An 18,207-nucleotide genomic window follows, 5' to 3' on the forward strand; every position below is an offset into this window, starting at 1 on the left:
ATTTCACTATTGCATTATGATCATAATGTGATATTACAACCATAATGCAATCGCCGACCACAGGCAAGACCTCTTACGTTTGGAGCCTTCAGAATGAACCGGAATTCGGAAAAGACCGCGATCGTGACCGGCGCCTCGTCGGGCATTGGCCGTGCCAGCGCGGAGATTTTGGCACGCGCCGGCTTCACTGTCTTCGGCACCAGCCGCAAGGCATCCAACCAGGCCTCGAACGGGATATCGATGCTGGTTTGCGACGTGACCGACGACGCGTCCGTCGCGTCCCTCGTCTCAACTGTCCTCGGCAAGACCGGCCGGATAGACCTGTTGGTCAACAATGCCGGTATCGGGCTGCTGGGAGGCGCGGAAGAGTCCTCGATCTCGCAGTCGCAGGCGCTGTTCGACGTCAACCTGTTTGGCGTCATGCGGATGACCCACGCGGTGCTGCCGTCGATGCGCCGGCTGGGCGAGGGGCGCATCGTCAATATCGGCTCGATCCTGGGGCTGGTCCCGGCGCCATATTCGGCCCATTATTCAGCCGTCAAGCACGCGCTTGAAGGCTATTCGGAATCGCTCGACCATGAGGTTCGCGCTTTCAATATTCGCGTCTCGGTCATCGAACCGGCATTCGTGCGCACCGTCTTTGACCAGAACGGATTCGAGCCCGATTCCGTCAAGAAGGAATATGATGAGGCGCGGGCCGGTGTCGAGGCATTGCTTCGCGACGTGATGCCCAAGGCCGATCTGCCGGAGGTGGTGGCGAAGGTGGTTCTGCGCGCTGCGACCGACCGGCATCCGCTGCGGCGCTACACCGCCGGCAAGGCAGCACGGCAGGTAAGCATGCTGCGCCGGTTCGCGCCGACAGCGATGTTCGACAAAATCTTGCGCAAGCAATTTCGCCTGCCTGTCTGAACGAAGCCGCGGATTTAACAGCAACATCGCCGATCTTGTCCGGCGATCGACGACGCCTTGCGGCTTGGCCGTTCGTGCCGGCCACAGAAAATCATTTTTAGAAAGCGACCATGATGAAAGCCTTTGTTGTCGACAAGTATCAAAAGAAGGGCGCCCTGCGGCTCGCCGAGATGCCGGAACCCGAGTTGCGGGACAATGATGTCCTGGTCGAAATTCACGCCGCCGGGGTGAACCTTCTCGATTCCAAGCTTCGGGACGGGGAGTTCAAGCTGATATTGCCCTATCGCCCGCCGTTCATCCTGGGCCATGACGTGGCGGGGATCGTCGTGCGGGCCGGATCGAAAGTCCGCAAATTCAAGCTCGGTGACGAAGTCTATGCGCGGTCGCGCGACGGGCGGATCGGCACGTTCGCCCAATCCATCGCCATGGATGAAGCCGATGTGGCGCTGAAGCCAAAAAACCTCAGCATGGAAGAAGCCGCCTCGATTCCGCTGGTGGGCCTGACCGCCTGGCAGGTGCTGGTCGAGACAGCCGGGCTGAAGAAGGGCCAGAAGGTGTTCATCCAGGCCGGCTCGGGCGGAGTGGGGACCTTCGCCATCCAACTGGCGAAGCATCTCGGCGCGACCGTCGCGACGACGGCGAGCGCGGCGAATGCCGATCTGGTGAAAGGTCTGGGAGCCGATATCGTCATCGACTACAAGAAAGACGATTTCGAGAAAATCCTGCAAGGCTACGACGTCGTCCTGAACAGCCAGGACGCCAAAACGCTCGAAAAATCCCTGCATGTGCTGAAGCCGGGCGGGAAACTCATCTCCATTTCCGGCCCGCCGGATCCCGAATTTGCGGGAAAGCAGAAGCTGAACATAGTCCTGAAGCTGATCCTGCGCTTGCTGAGCCGCGGCATACGCAGCAAGGCCAGACGCGCCGGTGTCGGCTATTCTTTCCTGTTGATGTGGGCGCAAGGCGATCAGCTGGGCAAGATCACGTCGCTCATCGAATCCGGCATCATACGCCCCGTCATCGATCGGACCTTTCCGTTCGAGAAGACCAACGAGGCATTGGCCTATGTCGAAGCGGGGCGTGCCAAGGGCAAGGTCGTCGTCAAGATCAGGTAGAGACAGCGTTCGGCGACTATCTCCTTGTTCTTTTGCGCCATTACGGATGGACGGTCGTTGCTTCAGCCAGCCGGCGCCGTCTCGATCTCCTGGAGATAAAACACCTTGCTCGGCTGCAGATGGTCGACGCAGAGCTGCGCCAGCACCCAATTGTCCCGACGCTTCAGCGCCTGGATCATCATCGCGTGGTGCTGGCGCGAGATGTCGAGCTTTTCCCTGTCGGCCAGCGAATTGGCCCGCACCGGCAGGCTGAGGCGCATATAGTGTTCGATCGAGGCGACGAGATAGGCGTTGCCGCAGGCCGAGAACATGGTCAGGTGGAAGCGGTCATTGGCCTCGTGGATGCCCCTGAGATAGCCTGCATCGACATGGCCGCTGTAGATGCGGTGGATCTCCTCCAATTGCGCGATCAGCACCTCGCTGACCGGCAGGGGGATCATCAGCGCCGCCTGGCGCTGCAGCATTTCGCGCACTTCGTAGATCTGCCGCACTTCCTCCGGCGAGAGCCGGCGCACCATGGCCCCCTTGTTGCGCTCGCGCGTGACGATGCCGAGCTTTTCCAGCTGGTACAGCGCCTGGCGGATGGTGTGGCGCGAGACCGGGAAGCGGGCCAAAAGGACATCCTCGACAAGGCGCGTGCCGGGCGCCAGCCGGCCGAAGATGATGTCCTCCTCCAGCGCATGCACGGTATCGGCTTCCTTGCCGCCATAGTCGAAGCTGTTGAGCATCGCGAATCCCTGTTAGCCCGGGTCAACGTCCGTTGACCCGGGTCAACGTCCGTTGGTTCGGACGGCACTCTAGCCTTCGCGCGCAAGGCTGGCCACAAGCTGGTCGAGGCGCGGGTCATCGAGGCTGACGAGCCCGGTCATCCGCAACGTCTGCCTCAGGCTGATCCTGCCGACCTCCCGGCGCATGATGACCTTTACGCAGACCGGCCTCGTTCCGGTCAGGACGAAGGCGTTGCCGACCAGGACCGGCTCCGAGAACGGCGCCCACTGCACGGCAACGATGGATGGCTCGCCGGTCTGGCGGCGGTTGATGCCGGCGAAATAGATCCAGTTCAGCTGCGAGATCGCCACGCCATAGTGCCAGCCCGGCGCCCGCGCTCCGCTCCGGCGGAGGCCCTCGGCCCAGCGGGTGACGCGCCTGAAGGTCACCAGCTCGGCCTCGCGCCGCACGAAGGTGACCGACCGCATGACAAGGTCGGGACGGTCCGGAACCATGAAGTAGGTGAAGTAGGTGCCGCCGGCGATGGCCGGAGCCGGGCCGCGCACCATGTTCTCGTAGAGCGCCTGGTGGATTGGCAACAGGGCTTTGTGTCCAGGCGCGAGGACTTCCGGCGCGCGGTACAATTCATCCTCGTCGATGCGGAAATAGGCGCAGATCAGCCTGGCCGTGGCCCGGTTGGGCACGCTCTTGCCTTGCAGATAGCGTTCGAACTGCGTGCGGTTCATGTTCAATCCGCGACATACCGCTGCCACCGACGCATGGCTGCTGACCAGCCGTCGCAGATTCGCGGCAAGATACTTGCGAATTGGCACGACACCGCCCCTCGACAGCCGTTCGAACCATTATTCAAGCAATCGCTTATATTGCGACAATCTCGCACAACATCGCGGCGCCGCGAATGGGACCTTCGGCCAATAGTGCGCAGCGGCGCGGAGCAACGGGATAATCCTTATTCAGGTCAGGAACCATTGCGTGCGGCCGGCCGTTGGGGCGCACGGAAGGGACATCCGAAAATGACTGACAAGCAAGAGAAACCACCGGCCGCGACAGACGAGGTTGTTCGCCGTTTGGTCGACAAAACCGGAATCACCGACGCGCAGGCCCGCGAGCTTGTCGCCTTTCTCGGGCCGAACAATTGGACATCGCTGTTGCGCGAAGCGCGGATATTGAAGCCGAAGGGCCCTAAAGCCGTATGAAGTCGGCAAGGCCCAAGCGCATCCTCTGGCCTTCCGCGAAGGCCAAGGCAGAGGATTCAATATCAAAAGATCGGGTTAGGTCCTGGTCTTCCTCGACCACGCGGACGAACCATTCGCCGCAGGCCTCGACCACTTCCACACAAGGGCAAACCTTGCCGTTCGGCATTGCGTTATCCATCGCAACCTCCCTAGAAAGCAATGGGGAACGTCGATTTTTATAACGCTCGTCCGAAGCCGTTTTCAACATCAAATGTGAAGGGGTGGCCAAGCCAGGCGCGCCGCGATTCGACTCGCTATTTCCATAGGAAAGCGTAGGCTTACGGCGTCGTCCGTTCTACACGGCATACGGATGCTTGGTAGCCAACTCAGGTGCTCCCGCCCTCGACGCGGAGACTGAAATGGCTGAGGTCCACTCAGACAGTAGGGTAACCGCCTTGGACTGCGAGATCCTTCGCGGCGCCTTCCGAAAATCGGTCGCGGAAAATCGCATCGCGGAACGCGAATGGCGCATGCACGCCAAGCTGCTGGCGCGTGAATTGACCGGGCTTGACGATATCGATCCGGACATTCTGGACTGGATCGTACGCAAGTAGACTTTGCCGGCCTTCGCTTTGCGGGCGGTTACGCACTTTCGGAGCGCACTGTCTCCACCAGAAGCGCTCCAGCCGGAAGTGGACGCAACAGTTCGGCCTCCGGCTTTGCCAGGTTGATCCAGGCCGCCCAGTCCGCGGGCTGAAGAACCACGACCTGGCGATTGTGGTAGGGCGCGATATCCGGCCGCAAATGAATAGGCCGCCGGTTCGAACGGCGGCCTCCAATTGTCTTTGGAAAAGCGAAGAACCTTAGAGGTTCTTGTTGATGGCGGCGGCCGTCTTGTTGGTCGCGTCCTTGACGGCGGACTTGGCGTCGCCGACAGCCTTTTGGACTTTACCCTTGGCCTCCTGTGCGGCGCCTTCGGCGCGCAGGCGGTCATTGCCGACGGCCTTGCCGACGCCTTCCTTGGCCTTGCCTACGGCCTGATTGGCGAGACCAGAGGCCTTGTCACTTGTGCTTCCCATGGAATGTTCCTTTTTGCGAATTGTCTGCCTGACCGGCGAGGACCAACGTCGCTTTGTTGCGAAGGTTCCTCATGCCATGGAGTGCGCAGCAAAACGAAAAGGCCCGCCACCGACGCGAATCGTGACGGGCCTTCTGGAGTAGGTCGGGCGTCCCACCGCCCGGCCTATTGCAAAACCTGTCAGGGGGACGATTGTTCCATCACGACGAGACGCGCGTCGGCTTGTGGGCTTTCCGGATCAGTCAAATCTCCCGCCACCAAGCTGGTGCGCCCGCCCCGTCAGTTCCGGTCCACCGGCTTGGAGCGCATGCGCGAGACCGTTTCGCGCTCGGCGCGCTTGGAGCGCAGCGGCGGCAGGCCGCGGTCGATCAGGTCCATGTCCTCCAGCACCATGTCGCCCATGCGCTTGAAGGCGACGTCGAGCGCGCCGGCGCGGTGGGCCGAGCGCAGGAAGCCGGGCAGGGTGCGGACCGGATGGTCGCTCGCCAGCGGCTCTTCCGGGAAGACGTCGCTGGCGGCGACGATGTGGCCGCTCTTCACCGCCGCCATCAAGGCGGGGAAATCGACGACGCCGGCGCGGCTGAGCAGGATGAAGGCGGCGCCCTTGCGCATGCTGGCGAAAGCGTCCGCGCCGAGAAAGCCCTGGTTCTCGGAGGTCACCGAGGCAACGACGAAGACGAAGTCGCTCGATGTCAGCACCTCGTCCAGCGAGGCCGGCTCGACGCCATTGTCGATCAGGATCGACGGCGGCAGCCAGGGATCGAAGACTTTGGTGCGGGTGCGGAAACCCGTCAGCAGCCGGTTCAGCGCGCGGCCGAGATCGCCGAAGCCGATGATGCCGATATTGGCGCCGGAGAGCAGCCGCGCCGTCTGATTGCCGTCGCCGCCCCACAGCTCCTCGCCCCGGCGGAAGGCGAGGTCGGCATCGACGATATCGCGGGCAAGGTTGAGCGCCATGGCAAGGCCAAGCTCGGCCACCGGCTCGGCGAAGACCAGGCCGGTGGTGACGACATGGATGCCGCGCACGAACAGCGTCTCGTAAGGCATGTTGTCGAGGAGGTTGGATTCGACATTGAAGACGCAGCGCAGAGCCGTCATCCGCCCCAGCGTCTCGGAAGAGATCGGCGGCTGGCCGACAATATAGCGGGCCTGCGCCAGCACGTCGGCCGGCAGTTCGGCGACGTCTTCGGCCGTGGTCTCGACGATGCGGTATTTCGCCCGAAAGCGCGCCAGCTGCGGCGGCGTAAAGATCAGCTCCAGCGAGCGCGGTTCCGGCGCGCTGATCACCAGCGGCAAATCCTTGTTTGGCACGACGATTCCTCCCGACGCGATCCCGACGCCGCGCATTCTTGCTTTGCCCAAGTCATTGTCCCAAAGCCGTATTACATTTTGGGCGACATGTGGCTCTGCCGCTAAAATACCGCCGATGAACCGATTTACAACCGAGAAAAATCGATTTACTCGTTTCTCCAGCGGACAGAAATGCCTCTGTCTGCGCCTCGGGAGGAGGAGCAATGGCGCACAGGCAGGACCAGCAACGGCGTGCGTCGATCCACGACGTGGCCAGCCGCGCCGGCGTGTCGGCGGCCACCGTCTCCAAGGTCATGGCCGGCGTCACCACGGTGAAGCCCGAGAATGCGCAGCGCGTCTTCGACGCCATCGAACAGCTTGGTTACCGCGTCGATCCGCTGGCCTCCGACATGCGCCGCGCCAAGCGCCGCATCATCGGCGCCATCATGCCGGAATTCGAAAGCGAGTTCTTCGGCCAGATGGTCACCCAGCTCGAAAGCCTCGCCGAGCAGCGCGGCTACACGCTGGTGGCGGCGTCGAGCCGCGAATCCGAAGCGCGCGAAACGGAAATCCTCGCCCGCATGCATGACTGGCGGGTCGCCGGCGTGGTGCTGGCGCCGGTGCGCAACGAGCATGGCCCGGCCGCCGCCTTCATGAAGGCCAACGGCATGACCGGCGTGCTGGTCGACCGGGTGCTCTGCGACGACGCCTTCGACACGGTGTCGGCCGACAGCGCCGCGGCCAGCGCCGATGTGGCGCGCGAACTGATCGGCAAGGGCCACCGTCACATCCTTGTCGTCGGCCTCGGCGAGCAGGCGGCGACGGTGCGCGCCCGTCTCGACGGATTTCGCACCACCGCGCTGCACCTGGCGCCGGATGTGCGCATCGATGTCGTGCTTGCCGAAACCGATGTCGAGCCGCTCAGGGCGCAGCTGCGTGACTATTTCGACAAGGGCGAATTCGACAGGGGCGAAGGCCGGGGCAAGCGGCCGACGGCCGTCTATTCGCTGTTCCTCAAGGGCACGCTGGTGGCGCTGTCGGAGTTCCGGCGGCGCGGCTGGCACTGCCCCAACGACATTTCGCTGGTCGGCTTCGACGATGCCGAATGGATGCAGGTGACATGGCCGGCCATCGCCGCCGTGGTGCAGCCGGTGCGCCAGATCGCCGGCCATGCCATCGAGGCGCTGTTTGCCCGGATCGAAGGCGAGGAGGGGCCGCCGACGGCGCGGCTCGAACCTTGCAAGGTTCTGATGCGGGAATCCGTTGGCTCGCCAGCCAACGGCCCGCATTCCGCAAACCCGCAATAGCCGCTCGGCGACAACAGCATCGCGACCGCGCACGATCACAGAGGCTGAGATGAACACTTTTGGACTGCACACTTTCGCCATCGCCCCGGTCTGGGACCTCGACCTGATCGAGCCGCGGATGGAGCGGCTGAAGGGCCTCGGCATCGGCCTGCTCGAAATCCCGTTGCTGCGTCCCGAAGAGATCGACACCAGACGCACCCGCGCGTTTGCCGAACGCTGGAATGTCGAGCTTATTCCATCGCTTGGCCTGCCGGCTTCACTTGACGTTGTGGCACGGCCGGACGAGGCTTTGGCCTTTCTCGAACCGGCCTTCGGCGTCTGCCAGGCGGTCGGCAGCAGCGCCCTTGGCGGCGTCACCTATGGCACGATTGGCAAGACGTCGGGACGGGCGCCAACCGAAGGCGAGATCGACGGCATGTGCCGGTTCCTGGTGCGCGCGGCCAAGGCCGCCAAGGCGCATGGGCTCAGGCTCGGCATCGAGCCCTGCAACCGCTACGAGACGCATCTGATCAACCGCGGCATCGACGCCGCGCGCATCATCGAACGCGTCGGCGCCGACAACATCTTCATCCATCTCGACACCTATCACATGCATATCGAGGAGGAGAGTTTCGAGGGCGGCTTCAGGGCCGCGGCGCCCTATCTCGGCTATGTCCACGTCTCGGAAGCCAATCGCGGCGTGCCGGGACGGGGCATGCTCGACTGGTCGGCATGCATGAAGGCTATCGCTGACATCGGCTACTCCGGCGCTATCACGCTCGAAAGCATGAATCATGTCGATGTCGACATCGCCGGCGGGCTCGCCGTCTGGCGGCCGGTGGCGGAGAACCCGGACGATGTGATCGGTGTCGGCCTGCCGTTCCTGCGCGAGGCGGCGAGGAAGGCTGGGCTGCAATTGGGGTGAGGGTTTCCTCGGATTATGTGGCCCGCCGCGTAGGGCGGCGGATGCAAGCAACAGCATCAAAGCGTTCGCGCGTTGTAGGCCTTTGAGGCTGGCGGGACAGCCCCCTTCGGCCTCTTAGCGCTCGTTTGCTACCGTTGCTGCGCCCGCGATCACAAGGCCGGCGCGCTTCCCTTTCTCCCGAGGGAAAGCAGAAGGCAAGACGCCTCTGCCTTCGATGGCGGGAGAAAGCGGAGGACCCTCACGCCATTCCGGGCTCCCGCCGCGGTCCCAAATGGCGCATCTTGCGGCCGATGATCATCAGCTGACGCGCCGTGTTGTTGCGCAGGCGCCGCACGCGCCATTCCAGTCCGGTCTCGGTGGTGATCTGCTTGGCGTAGAAGCTTACCCGCATGCCTGCCTTATCGGAGGCCACCTTGACCGGGTCGTCATAGAAAGCGCCGATCTTGTCGGCCGCCATGCCCGGTGTCTCCAGCCAGCGCGGAATGTGAACGGAATGGAGCTGATCGACATCGATCATGACCCGCCCGATGCCGACGCCGGGCGTCGGGCATGTCGTGCTGAATGCGTCGCCGATGAAGACGACCCCGTCGCGGCGATGGCCTTGTGTCGTGGTCAGACTGACCTGCCTGACCTCGACCGGGCTCGCCACCTCGAAGTTACCGCATTGCGCCGCGATCTCGGGCATGAGCTCGCGGAGCATTGTCTGCGGATCGGCACGGAAGTCCCGCGTCCATTGTTCGGCGACGGTGCGATAGACGAACATGTTGGCGCGCATCTTGTCGCCGATGGGAAAGACGGTGAGATAGGCGACACGGTCAGAGGCTCGCTTGCCGTAGCAGGTGATCGCCCCAAAGGCGCAGTCACGCCGCGCAAGAGCGAGGTCGAATCCCATCGACAGCGAATGCGCCTTCGACAATTCGATGCGCTCGACGCCGATGGTGCGCCGCACCGATTCGCTGTGGCCGGTGGCCACCACCAGCAGGCGGGCATCGATGACGGCGCCGTCGGCCAGCACAAGCCGCTGCCGGTCAGGTCCGGTCGAGACCTCGGCCACCTTGCCGACGGTGATCGGCACTTGCGGCGGCAGTGCGTCGCGCAGGCCGTTGATCAACCTGCCATAGGAAAATGCGTACTCCCACTTCTTTTCGCGGGCGAAGAATTGGCCGAGGCGGAAGACATCGACGCCGGTAAACGGGGTGACGAGCGGCATGACCATCTTGTCGAGCCCGAGCTTCTCGAACAGCTGCATTTGGTCCGCGCCGATCTTCTCGGCCCGGAACTCGTCATGATGAACGCGGTGCGGATCGATCAGCGCCACCTTGCGGCCGGCGTTTGCCAACAGCGTTGCCAGGGTGGTGCCGGCCATTCCGGCGCCGATGATCGCTACGTCGACTTCGGTCGGGCCAGCCGCGGCGGTGGTCATGTCTTTGCCTTTCTGCTGGTCATCTAGCGCCTGTCATAGTCCGCAGTGGAAATATCTTCCGGCCCCATATCAACCTCAAGCAACCAGCGCGGGTGGCTGGTAGTAACGATTGTTTACGTTAACGGCGAACGCTTCTGTTTCCAGCGCGGCGCGATCGCCGAGCCATCGATGAACTCCAGGCCGCCCGCTTCGTTGAGCGTGTGCAGCTTGCGCCCATTCCATAGCGCGCCAGGAGTTAAGATGGTCTCGACGACTTGCTCCATGCCGTTCAAATCAAGGTGAGCGACGCGTGCGATGCCAAGGGCGGCGCCGTAGCTCCTGCGGCAATCCTGCACCGGACGCAGCAGGTCGTTGCCGCGCCTGACCATGCGGCCGGCCGGCCGCGCCGAGGCGATGTCGACCAGCACGGGGTTTTTGGGATGTGGTGTCCAGGGGCCGCGGAAGTCGGGCGCCGACCACAGATGCAGCGCATCGGAGAAGGCGCCGCCGCCGCCGTCCCGGACAGTGGCGAACAGCCACCAGCGCCCGCCATGCTCGACCAGAGTGGCGTCGCTGGCGACGACGTCGGACAAGAGCGTCGCTTCCTTGACCCATCCGCCGGGGAAGGCGGTGGCGCGGTAGAGATCGACGGTGCGGTTTGCGCAGCTTTCCGGCACCATCCAGACCTCGCCGTCGCGCTCGAAGACGAAGGGGTAGGAGAGGTGGTAGGGCAGGTCGAGCACAGGCTCGGGATGCCCGATCGGCCCCGACGGACCGAACGGCACGGCGGAGATGATGGCCCGGCCGAGACGATGGATATAGTCCTCGACGAACAGGGTCACTTGTCCCTGGTACAGGATCGGGAACGGATCGGCGTAGAAGCGGCTGCCGTCGTCGGGCAGCACCTGCCAGCCGGTTGCCGGATGCGCGCGCAGATCGAACAGATCCTGCCCCTTGGTCTCGCGCCAGCCGACCTTCCAGTGGGGGGCGTTGTAGCAGAGATGGTAGATCTTCTGGACGATGCGCCGCGCCAGCGCCTTGCCCGCCCTGATGCCGAGCTTGGTGGTGGAGGGTATCGGTGGCGGGCCACCGGTCTGCGCCGGTTCGGGCAGCACCGGCAGGGCGGCCCGCGCCGCACCATTCACTGCCGAGGGGGGCATTGCCGCGAGGATCAGGCTTGCGGTGCGCGCCAGCATGTCCTGGAAAGAGGCCAACGCGATGCCGCCATATTCGGTGCCCAGGCGTCCTTCGGCGACGGTGGCGCCGCTCTCCTCGATGCGGGCAATCGGCGTACGTCCGTCCAGGATCAGCGCCAGCAAGGCTGCTTCGCCGGCGGCGCCGTCATAGGTGACGCGCCAGACCCGCGTTCCTTCCAGCTTCACGTCGCCGCAGAGGTCGATCACCAGATCGGCAGAGGCGGGCGGCTGCGTCCGATAGGGTGCCAGCGCCGACAGCGGCTGGCGCTTGGCCAGCCCGTCCGCCGGCAGGCCATGGATGGCTGTCTCAAGCTGGAACAATGCCGCGGCGCTGCCTGGAATGCCGCTTCCGGCCGGCCTGGCATCGACGGACACCTCGACCTGGGCCAGTGCCGCCAGGCGCTGCGCCAGCAGCAGATGAAAAGCACGGACGCATTCGCTGTCCAGGCGCAGGCTCACTTGCATGTCGCACCCCTAGAATCTTCATCGGTGTCTGGCCGATGTTCGAAAATAGGGCAGGAGAGATGGCCGCGCGGATGGTCTGGACTGATCTGCTGCCCCATTTCCATCCGTCTCCTGCTCACCAGCGCCCGTGTCGACATGCACGTGCCTTTATTAGGCAAACTCCGTGCCAAAAATCAGAAGAGCTCTCAACATAATTAACAGTGTTTTAACAGTTGGAGGAATAGCTAGGTCGAAGCTGCAATTTACACTTGCAGGCACACGGAGTGTTGTCGGAGCGACCTTTGCAATCATCCCTGCTCTCGTTGCCGCAACAACCCGCTCCGGAGGCGATGCAATATGCGCCGGAGCCAGTGACGACGGCGCCCTATGCATCCTCGACCGTCGAGCTGGGTGACGTGAAGCGCATATTGGTGCGCCGCCGTTTCCTCATCTTGCTGACCGCCGCGCTGCTGACACTCGGGGCGCTGGTCTATGGATTGATGACGCCGGCGCTCTACAGCTCGGTGGCGGAAATCCTCATCGATCCGCAAGACCTGCAGGTGGTCACCAACGACGTCAATCCGAGCCGCGTTCCGCCCGATGGCGGCATCACCATGGTGGAAAGCCAGGTCAGCGTCGTCCAGTCGACGGGCGTGCTGCTGCGGGCCATCGAGGCGACCAACCTGACCGAGGATCCGGAATTCAACGGGCAGGGCGGATTGCTGGGCCGCCTGCTCGGCGGCGTGCTGGGCTCGGGGTCGGCCGAAACCGACAGTACAGGCAAGACGCTCGACGCGCTGCGCCGGCGGCTGGCGGTGAAGCGTGCCGACAAGGTGCTGGTGCTCGACGTGATCGTCACCGCCAAGAGCGCCGACAAGGCGGCGAAGCTCGCCAACGCCATCGCGCAGGCCTACCTGGCCGACCAGGCGAGCGCGCGCGCGAAGATGGCCACGGACGCTTCCGATTCCATCACCGCGCGGCTGGAGGAGCAGCGCAAGCGCGTGCAGCAGGCCGAGAACGCCGTCGAGGCCTACAAATCCGCCCACAACATGGTGATGGCGGCGGGCAATCTGGTCAGCGACCAGGAACTGACCGAGATCAACACGCAGCTTTCGGCGGCGCAGAGCCGCACCGCGGCGCTGAAGGCGCAGGTCGACCAGTTGCGCCGCTCCGGCGGTGCGCCGGACGCCACTTCGGAAGCCATGCGCTCGTCGGTCATCTCGAGCCTGCGGGCGCAGGAGGCGACGCTTGTCGACCAGGTCTCGCAGCTCGGCACTGAACTTGGGCCGCGCCACCCCTCGATGATCGCCGCCCAGCAGCAGCTGCGCGACACGCGCGCCCTCATCGCGCGCGAACTCGGCCGCATCAGCGCTGCCGCCGAAACCGACTACGAGCGGGCGCTGGCCAACCAGCAGGCACTGGAGGCCAAGGTCGCCGGCATGAAGAGCAAGTCGCTCGACACCGACCAGGCCTCGGTCAGGCTGCGCGAATTGCAGCGCGACCTCGAGGCGGTGCGCTCGGTCTACGCCACCTATCTGCAGCGGGCGCAGGAAACGCGCGAGCAGATCAATGTCGACAGCACCAATGCGCGCATCATCTCCAACGCCATGCCCGCCTTGAAGAAGAGCTGGCCGCCCTTGCCGCTGCTGGTTCTCGGCGCCCTCTTCGGCGGGCTGGGGCTGGGCACCGCGCTGGCGCTGATCGCGGAATATTCCTCGCCGACCGTGCTTTCCAGCGCACAGATGCAATCGGCCATCGACGCGCCGGTGTTCGGCGTGCTGCCGGCAAAGGCGGGCAGTGGCCGCCGCTGGTGGCCTTTCGGCGGCGGCGCCGCCGCGGCCGGCCAGAAGACGGATGCGGTCGCGGGCCTGGCGCTGAGGCGGCTGTTCGCCTCCAGCCGGCGCCCGCCGAACTGGCCGCTGGTGCCGTCCATCCTGCTGACGTCGCCGCCGGAAGACGCCGCGCATCGCGGCCGGGTGGCGCGGCTGCTCGCCAATGCCGCGGCCGCCAGGGGCAGCCGCGTCCTGTTCATCGACACCAATGCCGGCAGCGGCAAGAAGGAGCCGCAGCCCGGCCTGCTCGACGTGCTGCGCGGCGAATATGCCTTCGAGGCACTTAGCCAGCACACCCCGGGCAGCAATGTCGCTGTGCTGGGCAGGGGCCGGCAAAAGGCCGTCTTCTCCGAGGCGCAGGGCGTGTATTTCACGCAGCACATGCTGGCCCAGGCGGGCCGCAACTTCGACCTCGTCGTCGTCGACGGTGGCGCGCTGGCCGACAATCTCAACGCCTCGCCGCTGGTCGCCATGGTCGACGAGATCGTGATGGTCGCGACGCTGAACTCGACACCGATGCGCGACGTCACGGCAGCCTCGCAGGCCATTTCCGTCATGGGGCGGCTGCCGACCGGCGCCTTGCTGGTCGACGAGGCGGCCTGACATGGCCGCGACCGGGACCGCCACCCGGACGGCCAACCCGGCAGCCGGCTGGGCCGGTTCGGGTCAAGGCCGCGCCGGCGATACCGTCGACTGGGTGACGCGCTTCGGCCTGGTCATGACGGTGGCTTTGCTGTTCGCCATCTCCGGCGGCATGCTCTGGCTGGTGGGCTACAATTACGATGGCCTGACCGGGAACCCGGCGACCAAGATCCATCCGTCGACCTATCTGCTCGTGCTGGTGTTTGCCTGGCGCGCCTGCACCTTCGGCAACCCGGTCGGCTATATGGTGGCCGTCGCCGACCGGCGGCCGGCCAGCACGCTGATGGCGGTCATCTCGATCGTGCTGCTGGTGGTCGTCGTCGCCAGGCAGCGTCCCGGTATGGCCGGCATGATCGACACTTTCGTGGCGCCGGCGCTGCTGGTGATGATGCTGGCCGAGGACGACGAGAAGACATTCGCCCGGATGCAGACCGTCGTTCACGCCATCATGACCGTGAACGCGCTGCTCGCTCTATTCGAGTTCGCCACCAAGACGCTGCTCTTCCCCTATCGCCTCGACGGCGAGGTGTTCATGAGCGACCTGCGCTCGACGGCGCTTCAGGGTCATCCGCTGTCCAATGCCACGGTCACCTCGATCTATGTGCTGGCGCTGCTCTCCGGTTCGAGATCCCTGTCCATGCCGCTGCGGCTCGGACTGATCGGCCTGCAATTTGCGGCCCTCGTCGCCTTTGGCGGCCGCTCCGCTATGGTGCTGACCATCGTGCTCGGCGGCTGCTACCTGCTCATCCAGGGGCTGCGCGGCTTGCGCTCGGGGCGCGTCAACCTGCTTGGCGCGGCGCTCGGCCTGATCCTTGCCGCGCTGGTGCCGGTGGTCATCGCGGTCGCGGCGGCATATGGCTTTTTCGATGCGCTGCTCGAGCGCTTCGTGTCGGACTCCGGCAGTGCCAATGCCCGGGTCGAGATGTTCGAACTGTTCAAACATTTCGAACTGCGCGACCTGATCGTGGGGCCCGATATCGACCTCATCGAAAGCCTGCGCCGCATCAGCGGCCTCGAACAGGGCATCGAGAACCCGGTCATCCGCATGGTGCTCTACCAGGGCGCCTTCTTCACCTTGCTGTTGTTTGTCGGCTTCGCGCTGTTCATGCACGAAGTGGCGCGCCGCTGCCATGCCGGCATCTGGCTGCTGATGCTGGGCTGGCTGATCCTGCTCAACACCTCCGAAAGCCTGGCGTCGAAGACGACGCTGATGACCAAATTCGTGGTGATCGCGCTGGTGCTGTACCGGCCGGCGGTGATGCCGCGAACGGCGCAAAGGGCGCCAAGGTAGCGCTCTACGACAGAACGCGACGATTGCCTGTGTAGAACGTGATGTCTACTGCGGCATCCTCAACCCCAGCGCCTCGACCATCGCCGGATCCAGCGCCCGCGTGGTGTCGTCCATCATGCCCATGCCGTCGAAGAGGTCCCAGAAGGCCCAGGGGAAGCCGGCCGCCTCGGCGCTCTGGCGGACGTCGGAAATGTAGCGGGCGCGGTCGGGGTTGGGGGCGGCGGTGTAGCGGGCGTCGGTGCGCAGGGCGCCGAATTCGCCCATGATGACGCGCTCCGGGGCGATGCCGTTCCTGTCGGCCCAGTCGCGCGCCTGGCTGAGATATTTGTCGATGAACCAGCGGTCGGGCCGGGCGTCGAAATAGACTTTCAGCACGCGCTCGGTTTCGGCATAGGCGGCCTGCTTGTCCGCTTCCGGGGTCTCGGCATCCTGCGCCATGCGCGCCCTGACGGAGGCGAGCGTCTGTTCGAGCGAACCGGCGGAGGCCGGCCACGGCACATTGTTCAGCGAACGGTAGACCGGCTCGCGCATCCAGGGCGCGCCCTGGTGGCTGAACAGATAGGGCTCGTAGAAGTGGAAGGTGAACAGGATCGGCTCGAAGGCCGCCAGCGGCGCCGGATCGAGTGCCGCCAGCCCGCTCACCATCGAGCCGCAGCCGCCGGTGACGACCAGCGGCAAGGTCCGGGATGACGCCCGGGCCGCGGTCAGCAGGGATGCCTGGACCTGCGACCAGACGTTGGAATCGCAGGATTGCGCCGGTTCGTTGACTGGTTCCAGCGCCACCATGCCCGGTGTGAACCGCGCCAGCCTGCCGGCAAGCTCGCCGACCAGCGCCCGGTAGAGCTCGAAGGCCGGTGCCTCGGTGCTGGAGGTCATACGGTCGGGGTTCCAGTAATGGGTGGCGCCATTGGCCTGGACGTTGACGATGATGCCGAGACCGGCGTCGAGCGTGGCGGCGACGGCAGCATCCAGCATGTCCAGCAGCTTGCCGCGCGTGGCGGTGTCGGCGGCCAGGAACGGGCCGGGATCGACCGGCAGGCGGATGAAATCGAGCCCGGTTTGGCGTAGCCGACCAAGGTCGTCCGGGGTCGGCACCGGCCGCTGCGACTGGAAGGGCGGCCAGTCATAATCGGTGCGCGGCGCGGGAAATTCGCGTGTCAGCGAGAACCAGGGCCAGGCGTTGACGCCACGGCGGAAACGCCATGCGCCATTGGCGGCAAGGGCGGACGAGGCGGAAAGTGGCGCCAGCGATGCGGCGGCAGGCACCAGCGCCGTCGACAGCGCGGTGGTGAGAAGCCGCCGGCGCGACCAGCCCGTCATACCGCGCCGGGCGAGGGGCGTTCGATCGCGGCCGTTCTCGCGGCGCTCACGCCGAGAAGCCGGTAGGCCTCATTCTCGTAGGCCAGCAACACATCCTCCCAGCGGAACGCTTCGCGGGCGCGTGTCCTGGCGGCTTCGCCGCAGGCCTTGACCAGCGCGTCGTCCTCCATCGCCTGCTGCATCCGCTCGGCGCAGCCTTGCGTGTCGGTGAAATAGATGGCGGCGGCTCCGGCGACCCATCTGTTGTAGGGATTATCGTGCGCGATCACCATGTTGCCGGCGGCCAGCGCCTCGACCAGCGACGGGTTGGTGCCGCCGACCGTGTGGCCATGCATATAGGCGCGCGCATGGTATCGCAGCGCCTTCACCGCCGCCTGGTCGTAGATGGCGCCGGGTAGCACCACGGAGGCGTTCGCTGCCTTGCGGACCGCGACGTGATAGGGGATCTGGTCGGACAGCGTGCCCAGCACCACCAGCTTCATGTCGCGCTTGCGGCTGCAGAAGGCTTCGACGATCGGCAGGATGCTGTTGTCGGGCTCGATGCGCGCGATCGAGATCAGGTATTTTCCAGGCTCGAGGCCGAGCGCGCGCACCGGCGCCTCGGGTGCCGATGTCACCGGATCGGCGCCATAGGCGATGGTGGAAATTGCGCTGCGCGGCCGGCGCGTCGCCAGGTGATCGGCAATGACCGGATGGTCGGCGACCAGCCTGTGCGAAGCCCAGGCGCCGATCCACTCATTGAGCCAGAACCAGGTGCGCGCCGCGCGCCCCCATTTGGGGCGGCGCCACTCGATGCCGTCCATATTGGTGATGACCTTGCGCCGCATCAGCCTGAGCCAGCTCAGGAAGACCGCGCCATTATAGCCGAGCACCAGGCAGACGCCGGGCCGGCGCGCGGCGTCGAGCACGCATTGCCAGTCGAATTCCAGCGTCGCGCGCGGGCCTTTCGACGCGACCTGGACGTGGATGAGGTCGATGCCGCGCCAGCTGTCGAGGCGCACCCTCTGGTCGACCCGCTCGACCTCTTCCTGGCAGTAGACGCCGACCTTCCAGCCGCGTGCGACCAGAAAAAGCGCCAGCCTCTCGGCGAAGGTCTCGAAGCCGCCATGGGCCGCGGGGATGCCGCGCGTTCCCAGGATCAGGATGGAAGGCTGTTCCGGTTTCATGGCTGCTGGCGCTTTCAAATCCGTCCGACCCGCTATGGAAGGCTGTCCCGTCTCAAAACCCGGCCCTGCAAAATGCCTGCCAGGCCCGATTCCAGCCATTGTCGCATTCGGGTTGTAAAATATTTGTTCCAGCCGCCGGCGTTGTTTCACTATCGGTCAACTTTCCGAACGTATGTGTACCGAAACGAGGCGATGCCGGGGCCAGTCGGCCCGCGAATGGATATATTAGCCCGGCATGAACCTTGCTGATGGACTTCTGCGCGCCGGAATCGGCGGAAGGCGTGCAGCGTTGGTGTGGTGAACCGGATCCAGATCCGTTTCATGACCGCACTAAAACCAGTGAAGTCCAAAGGGGTGTTGGGCTTGACGTTTCCGGTCGCCGGTATGGTCAGGCGGCGGAATCGTCA

17 protein-coding genes and 1 pseudogene are annotated in these 18,207 nt (G+C 64.8%); 8 read left to right on the forward strand and 10 right to left on the reverse strand.

Translation table 11 applies throughout. From position 1 onward, the window contains the following. Positions 1-93 precede the first annotated feature (93 nt). On the forward strand, positions 94-909 hold the full coding sequence (locus tag FJV83_RS27540; RefSeq protein ID WP_142885489.1) for an oxidoreductase: 816 nt from the start codon (positions 94-96) through the stop codon (positions 907-909). A 113-nt stretch (positions 910-1,022) separates the two neighbouring features. Beyond that, positions 1,023-2,024, forward strand: a complete 1,002-nt coding sequence (locus tag FJV83_RS27545; protein ID WP_142885582.1) for an NADP-dependent oxidoreductase — start codon at positions 1,023-1,025, stop codon at positions 2,022-2,024. Positions 2,025-2,086: 62 nt separating this feature from the next. Here FJV83_RS27545 and FJV83_RS27550 read toward each other — a convergent pair whose 3' ends face one another. Both FJV83_RS27550 and FJV83_RS27555 read right to left on the reverse strand, forming a co-directional pair. Further along, positions 2,087-2,752 (reverse strand): GntR family transcriptional regulator, encoded by a 666-nt coding sequence (locus tag FJV83_RS27550; protein ID WP_142885490.1) that lies wholly within the window; start codon positions 2,750-2,752, stop codon positions 2,087-2,089. 69 nt (positions 2,753-2,821) lie between these two features. Then, complete coding sequence (locus FJV83_RS27555; RefSeq protein WP_142885491.1) at positions 2,822-3,565, reverse strand: helix-turn-helix transcriptional regulator; 744 nt, start codon at positions 3,563-3,565, stop codon at positions 2,822-2,824. Between FJV83_RS27555 and FJV83_RS36545 the strand changes: the two genes are divergently transcribed. Then, positions 3,512-3,949, forward strand: a complete 438-nt coding sequence (locus tag FJV83_RS36545) for a hypothetical protein (protein ID WP_185973355.1) — start codon at positions 3,512-3,514, stop codon at positions 3,947-3,949. The two genes, FJV83_RS27555 and FJV83_RS36545, sit on opposite strands and share 54 nt — an antisense overlap. On the opposite strand, the gene FJV83_RS27560 is transcribed toward FJV83_RS36545, so the two are convergent. After that, a complete protein-coding gene (locus tag FJV83_RS27560; protein WP_245437921.1) occupies positions 3,936-4,127 on the reverse strand; it encodes a hypothetical protein in 192 nt (63 codons plus the stop codon). The genes FJV83_RS36545 and FJV83_RS27560 overlap by 14 nt on opposite strands. A gap of 220 nt (positions 4,128-4,347) precedes the next feature. Here FJV83_RS27560 and FJV83_RS27565 point away from each other — a divergent pair, with 220 nt between their 5' ends. After that, positions 4,348-4,542, forward strand: a complete 195-nt coding sequence (locus tag FJV83_RS27565; protein WP_142878311.1) for a hypothetical protein — start codon at positions 4,348-4,350, stop codon at positions 4,540-4,542. 28 nt (positions 4,543-4,570) lie between these two features. On the opposite strand, the pseudogene FJV83_RS37115 reads toward FJV83_RS27565, so the two are convergent. The 3 genes and pseudogenes from FJV83_RS37115 to FJV83_RS27580 all read right to left on the reverse strand — a co-directional run. Continuing rightward, positions 4,571-4,726 (reverse strand): annotated as a pseudogene (locus tag FJV83_RS37115) (SOS response-associated peptidase); the annotation flags it as partial. A gap of 65 nt (positions 4,727-4,791) precedes the next feature. Continuing rightward, positions 4,792-5,007 carry a CsbD family protein gene (locus tag FJV83_RS27575; RefSeq protein ID WP_019859538.1) on the reverse strand — a complete coding sequence of 72 codons (216 nt, stop codon included), beginning with the start codon at positions 5,005-5,007 and terminating at the stop codon, positions 4,792-4,794. Positions 5,008-5,285: 278 nt separating this feature from the next. Beyond that, positions 5,286-6,317 (reverse strand): hydroxyacid dehydrogenase, encoded by a 1,032-nt coding sequence (locus FJV83_RS27580; RefSeq protein ID WP_142885492.1) that lies wholly within the window; start codon positions 6,315-6,317, stop codon positions 5,286-5,288. 203 nt (positions 6,318-6,520) lie between these two features. Between FJV83_RS27580 and FJV83_RS27585 the strand changes: the two genes are divergently transcribed. Together FJV83_RS27585 and FJV83_RS27590 are read left to right on the forward strand one after the other, a co-directional pair. Then, positions 6,521-7,603 carry a LacI family DNA-binding transcriptional regulator gene (locus tag FJV83_RS27585; RefSeq protein WP_142885493.1) on the forward strand — a complete coding sequence of 361 codons (1,083 nt, stop codon included), beginning with the start codon at positions 6,521-6,523 and terminating at the stop codon, positions 7,601-7,603. 49 nt (positions 7,604-7,652) lie between these two features. Continuing rightward, positions 7,653-8,507, forward strand: coding sequence for a sugar phosphate isomerase/epimerase family protein (locus FJV83_RS27590; protein WP_142885494.1), 855 nt, complete (start codon positions 7,653-7,655; stop codon positions 8,505-8,507). Positions 8,508-8,745: 238 nt separating this feature from the next. Here FJV83_RS27590 and FJV83_RS27595 read toward each other — a convergent pair whose 3' ends face one another. Both FJV83_RS27595 and FJV83_RS27600 read right to left on the reverse strand, forming a co-directional pair. Continuing rightward, on the reverse strand, positions 8,746-9,930 hold the full coding sequence (locus FJV83_RS27595; protein ID WP_095775069.1) for an NAD(P)/FAD-dependent oxidoreductase: 1,185 nt from the start codon (positions 9,928-9,930) through the stop codon (positions 8,746-8,748). A gap of 113 nt (positions 9,931-10,043) precedes the next feature. Next, a complete protein-coding gene (locus FJV83_RS27600) occupies positions 10,044-11,570 on the reverse strand; it encodes a formyl transferase (protein WP_095775070.1) in 1,527 nt (508 codons plus the stop codon). Between the two features lie 329 nt (positions 11,571-11,899). Here FJV83_RS27600 and FJV83_RS27605 point away from each other — a divergent pair, with 329 nt between their 5' ends. Both FJV83_RS27605 and FJV83_RS27610 read left to right on the forward strand, forming a co-directional pair. Further along, on the forward strand, positions 11,900-13,984 hold the full coding sequence (locus FJV83_RS27605; RefSeq protein WP_142885495.1) for a Wzz/FepE/Etk N-terminal domain-containing protein: 2,085 nt from the start codon (positions 11,900-11,902) through the stop codon (positions 13,982-13,984). Between the two features lies 1 nt (position 13,985). Then, complete coding sequence (locus FJV83_RS27610; protein WP_142885496.1) at positions 13,986-15,314, forward strand: VpsF family polysaccharide biosynthesis protein; 1,329 nt, start codon at positions 13,986-13,988, stop codon at positions 15,312-15,314. 45 nt (positions 15,315-15,359) lie between these two features. On the opposite strand, the gene FJV83_RS27615 is transcribed toward FJV83_RS27610, so the two are convergent. Continuing rightward, positions 15,360-16,634, reverse strand: coding sequence for a cellulase family glycosylhydrolase (locus FJV83_RS27615; protein ID WP_142885497.1), 1,275 nt, complete (start codon positions 16,632-16,634; stop codon positions 15,360-15,362). Further along, complete coding sequence (locus tag FJV83_RS27620) at positions 16,631-17,800, reverse strand: DUF1972 domain-containing protein (RefSeq protein WP_095775074.1); 1,170 nt, start codon at positions 17,798-17,800, stop codon at positions 16,631-16,633. The genes FJV83_RS27615 and FJV83_RS27620 overlap by 4 nt, the downstream gene beginning before the upstream one ends. Positions 17,801-18,207 lie beyond the last annotated feature (407 nt).

Origin of the sequence: Mesorhizobium sp. WSM4307 (assembly GCF_007003945.1) — a bacterium.
Taxonomy (GTDB): domain Bacteria; phylum Pseudomonadota; class Alphaproteobacteria; order Rhizobiales; family Rhizobiaceae; genus Mesorhizobium.

Bases quoted from the DNA above. Each gene is read 5' to 3' on its own strand.
- FJV83_RS27540 (WP_142885489.1), top strand. From the start codon at position 94: ATGAACCGGAATTCGGAAAAGACCGCGATCGTGACCGGCGCCTCGTCG.
- FJV83_RS27545 (WP_142885582.1), top strand. From the start codon at position 1,023: ATGAAAGCCTTTGTTGTCGACAAGTATCAAAAGAAGGGCGCCCTGCGG.
- FJV83_RS27550 (WP_142885490.1), bottom strand. From the start codon at position 2,752: ATGCTCAACAGCTTCGACTATGGCGGCAAGGAAGCCGATACCGTGCAT.
- FJV83_RS36545 (WP_185973355.1), top strand. From the start codon at position 3,512: ATGGCTGCTGACCAGCCGTCGCAGATTCGCGGCAAGATACTTGCGAAT.
- FJV83_RS27560 (WP_245437921.1), bottom strand. From the start codon at position 4,127: ATGGATAACGCAATGCCGAACGGCAAGGTTTGCCCTTGTGTGGAAGTG.
- FJV83_RS27565 (WP_142878311.1), top strand. From the start codon at position 4,348: ATGGCTGAGGTCCACTCAGACAGTAGGGTAACCGCCTTGGACTGCGAG.
- FJV83_RS27575 (WP_019859538.1), bottom strand. From the start codon at position 5,007: ATGGGAAGCACAAGTGACAAGGCCTCTGGTCTCGCCAATCAGGCCGTA.
- FJV83_RS27585 (WP_142885493.1), top strand. From the start codon at position 6,521: ATGGCGCACAGGCAGGACCAGCAACGGCGTGCGTCGATCCACGACGTG.
- FJV83_RS27590 (WP_142885494.1), top strand. From the start codon at position 7,653: ATGAACACTTTTGGACTGCACACTTTCGCCATCGCCCCGGTCTGGGAC.
- FJV83_RS27595 (WP_095775069.1), bottom strand. From the start codon at position 9,930: ATGACCACCGCCGCGGCTGGCCCGACCGAAGTCGACGTAGCGATCATC.
- FJV83_RS27600 (WP_095775070.1), bottom strand. From the start codon at position 11,570: ATGCAAGTGAGCCTGCGCCTGGACAGCGAATGCGTCCGTGCTTTTCAT.
- FJV83_RS27605 (WP_142885495.1), top strand. From the start codon at position 11,900: ATGCAATATGCGCCGGAGCCAGTGACGACGGCGCCCTATGCATCCTCG.
- FJV83_RS27610 (WP_142885496.1), top strand. From the start codon at position 13,986: ATGGCCGCGACCGGGACCGCCACCCGGACGGCCAACCCGGCAGCCGGC.
- FJV83_RS27615 (WP_142885497.1), bottom strand. From the start codon at position 16,634: ATGACGGGCTGGTCGCGCCGGCGGCTTCTCACCACCGCGCTGTCGACG.
- FJV83_RS27620 (WP_095775074.1), bottom strand. From the start codon at position 17,800: ATGAAACCGGAACAGCCTTCCATCCTGATCCTGGGAACGCGCGGCATC.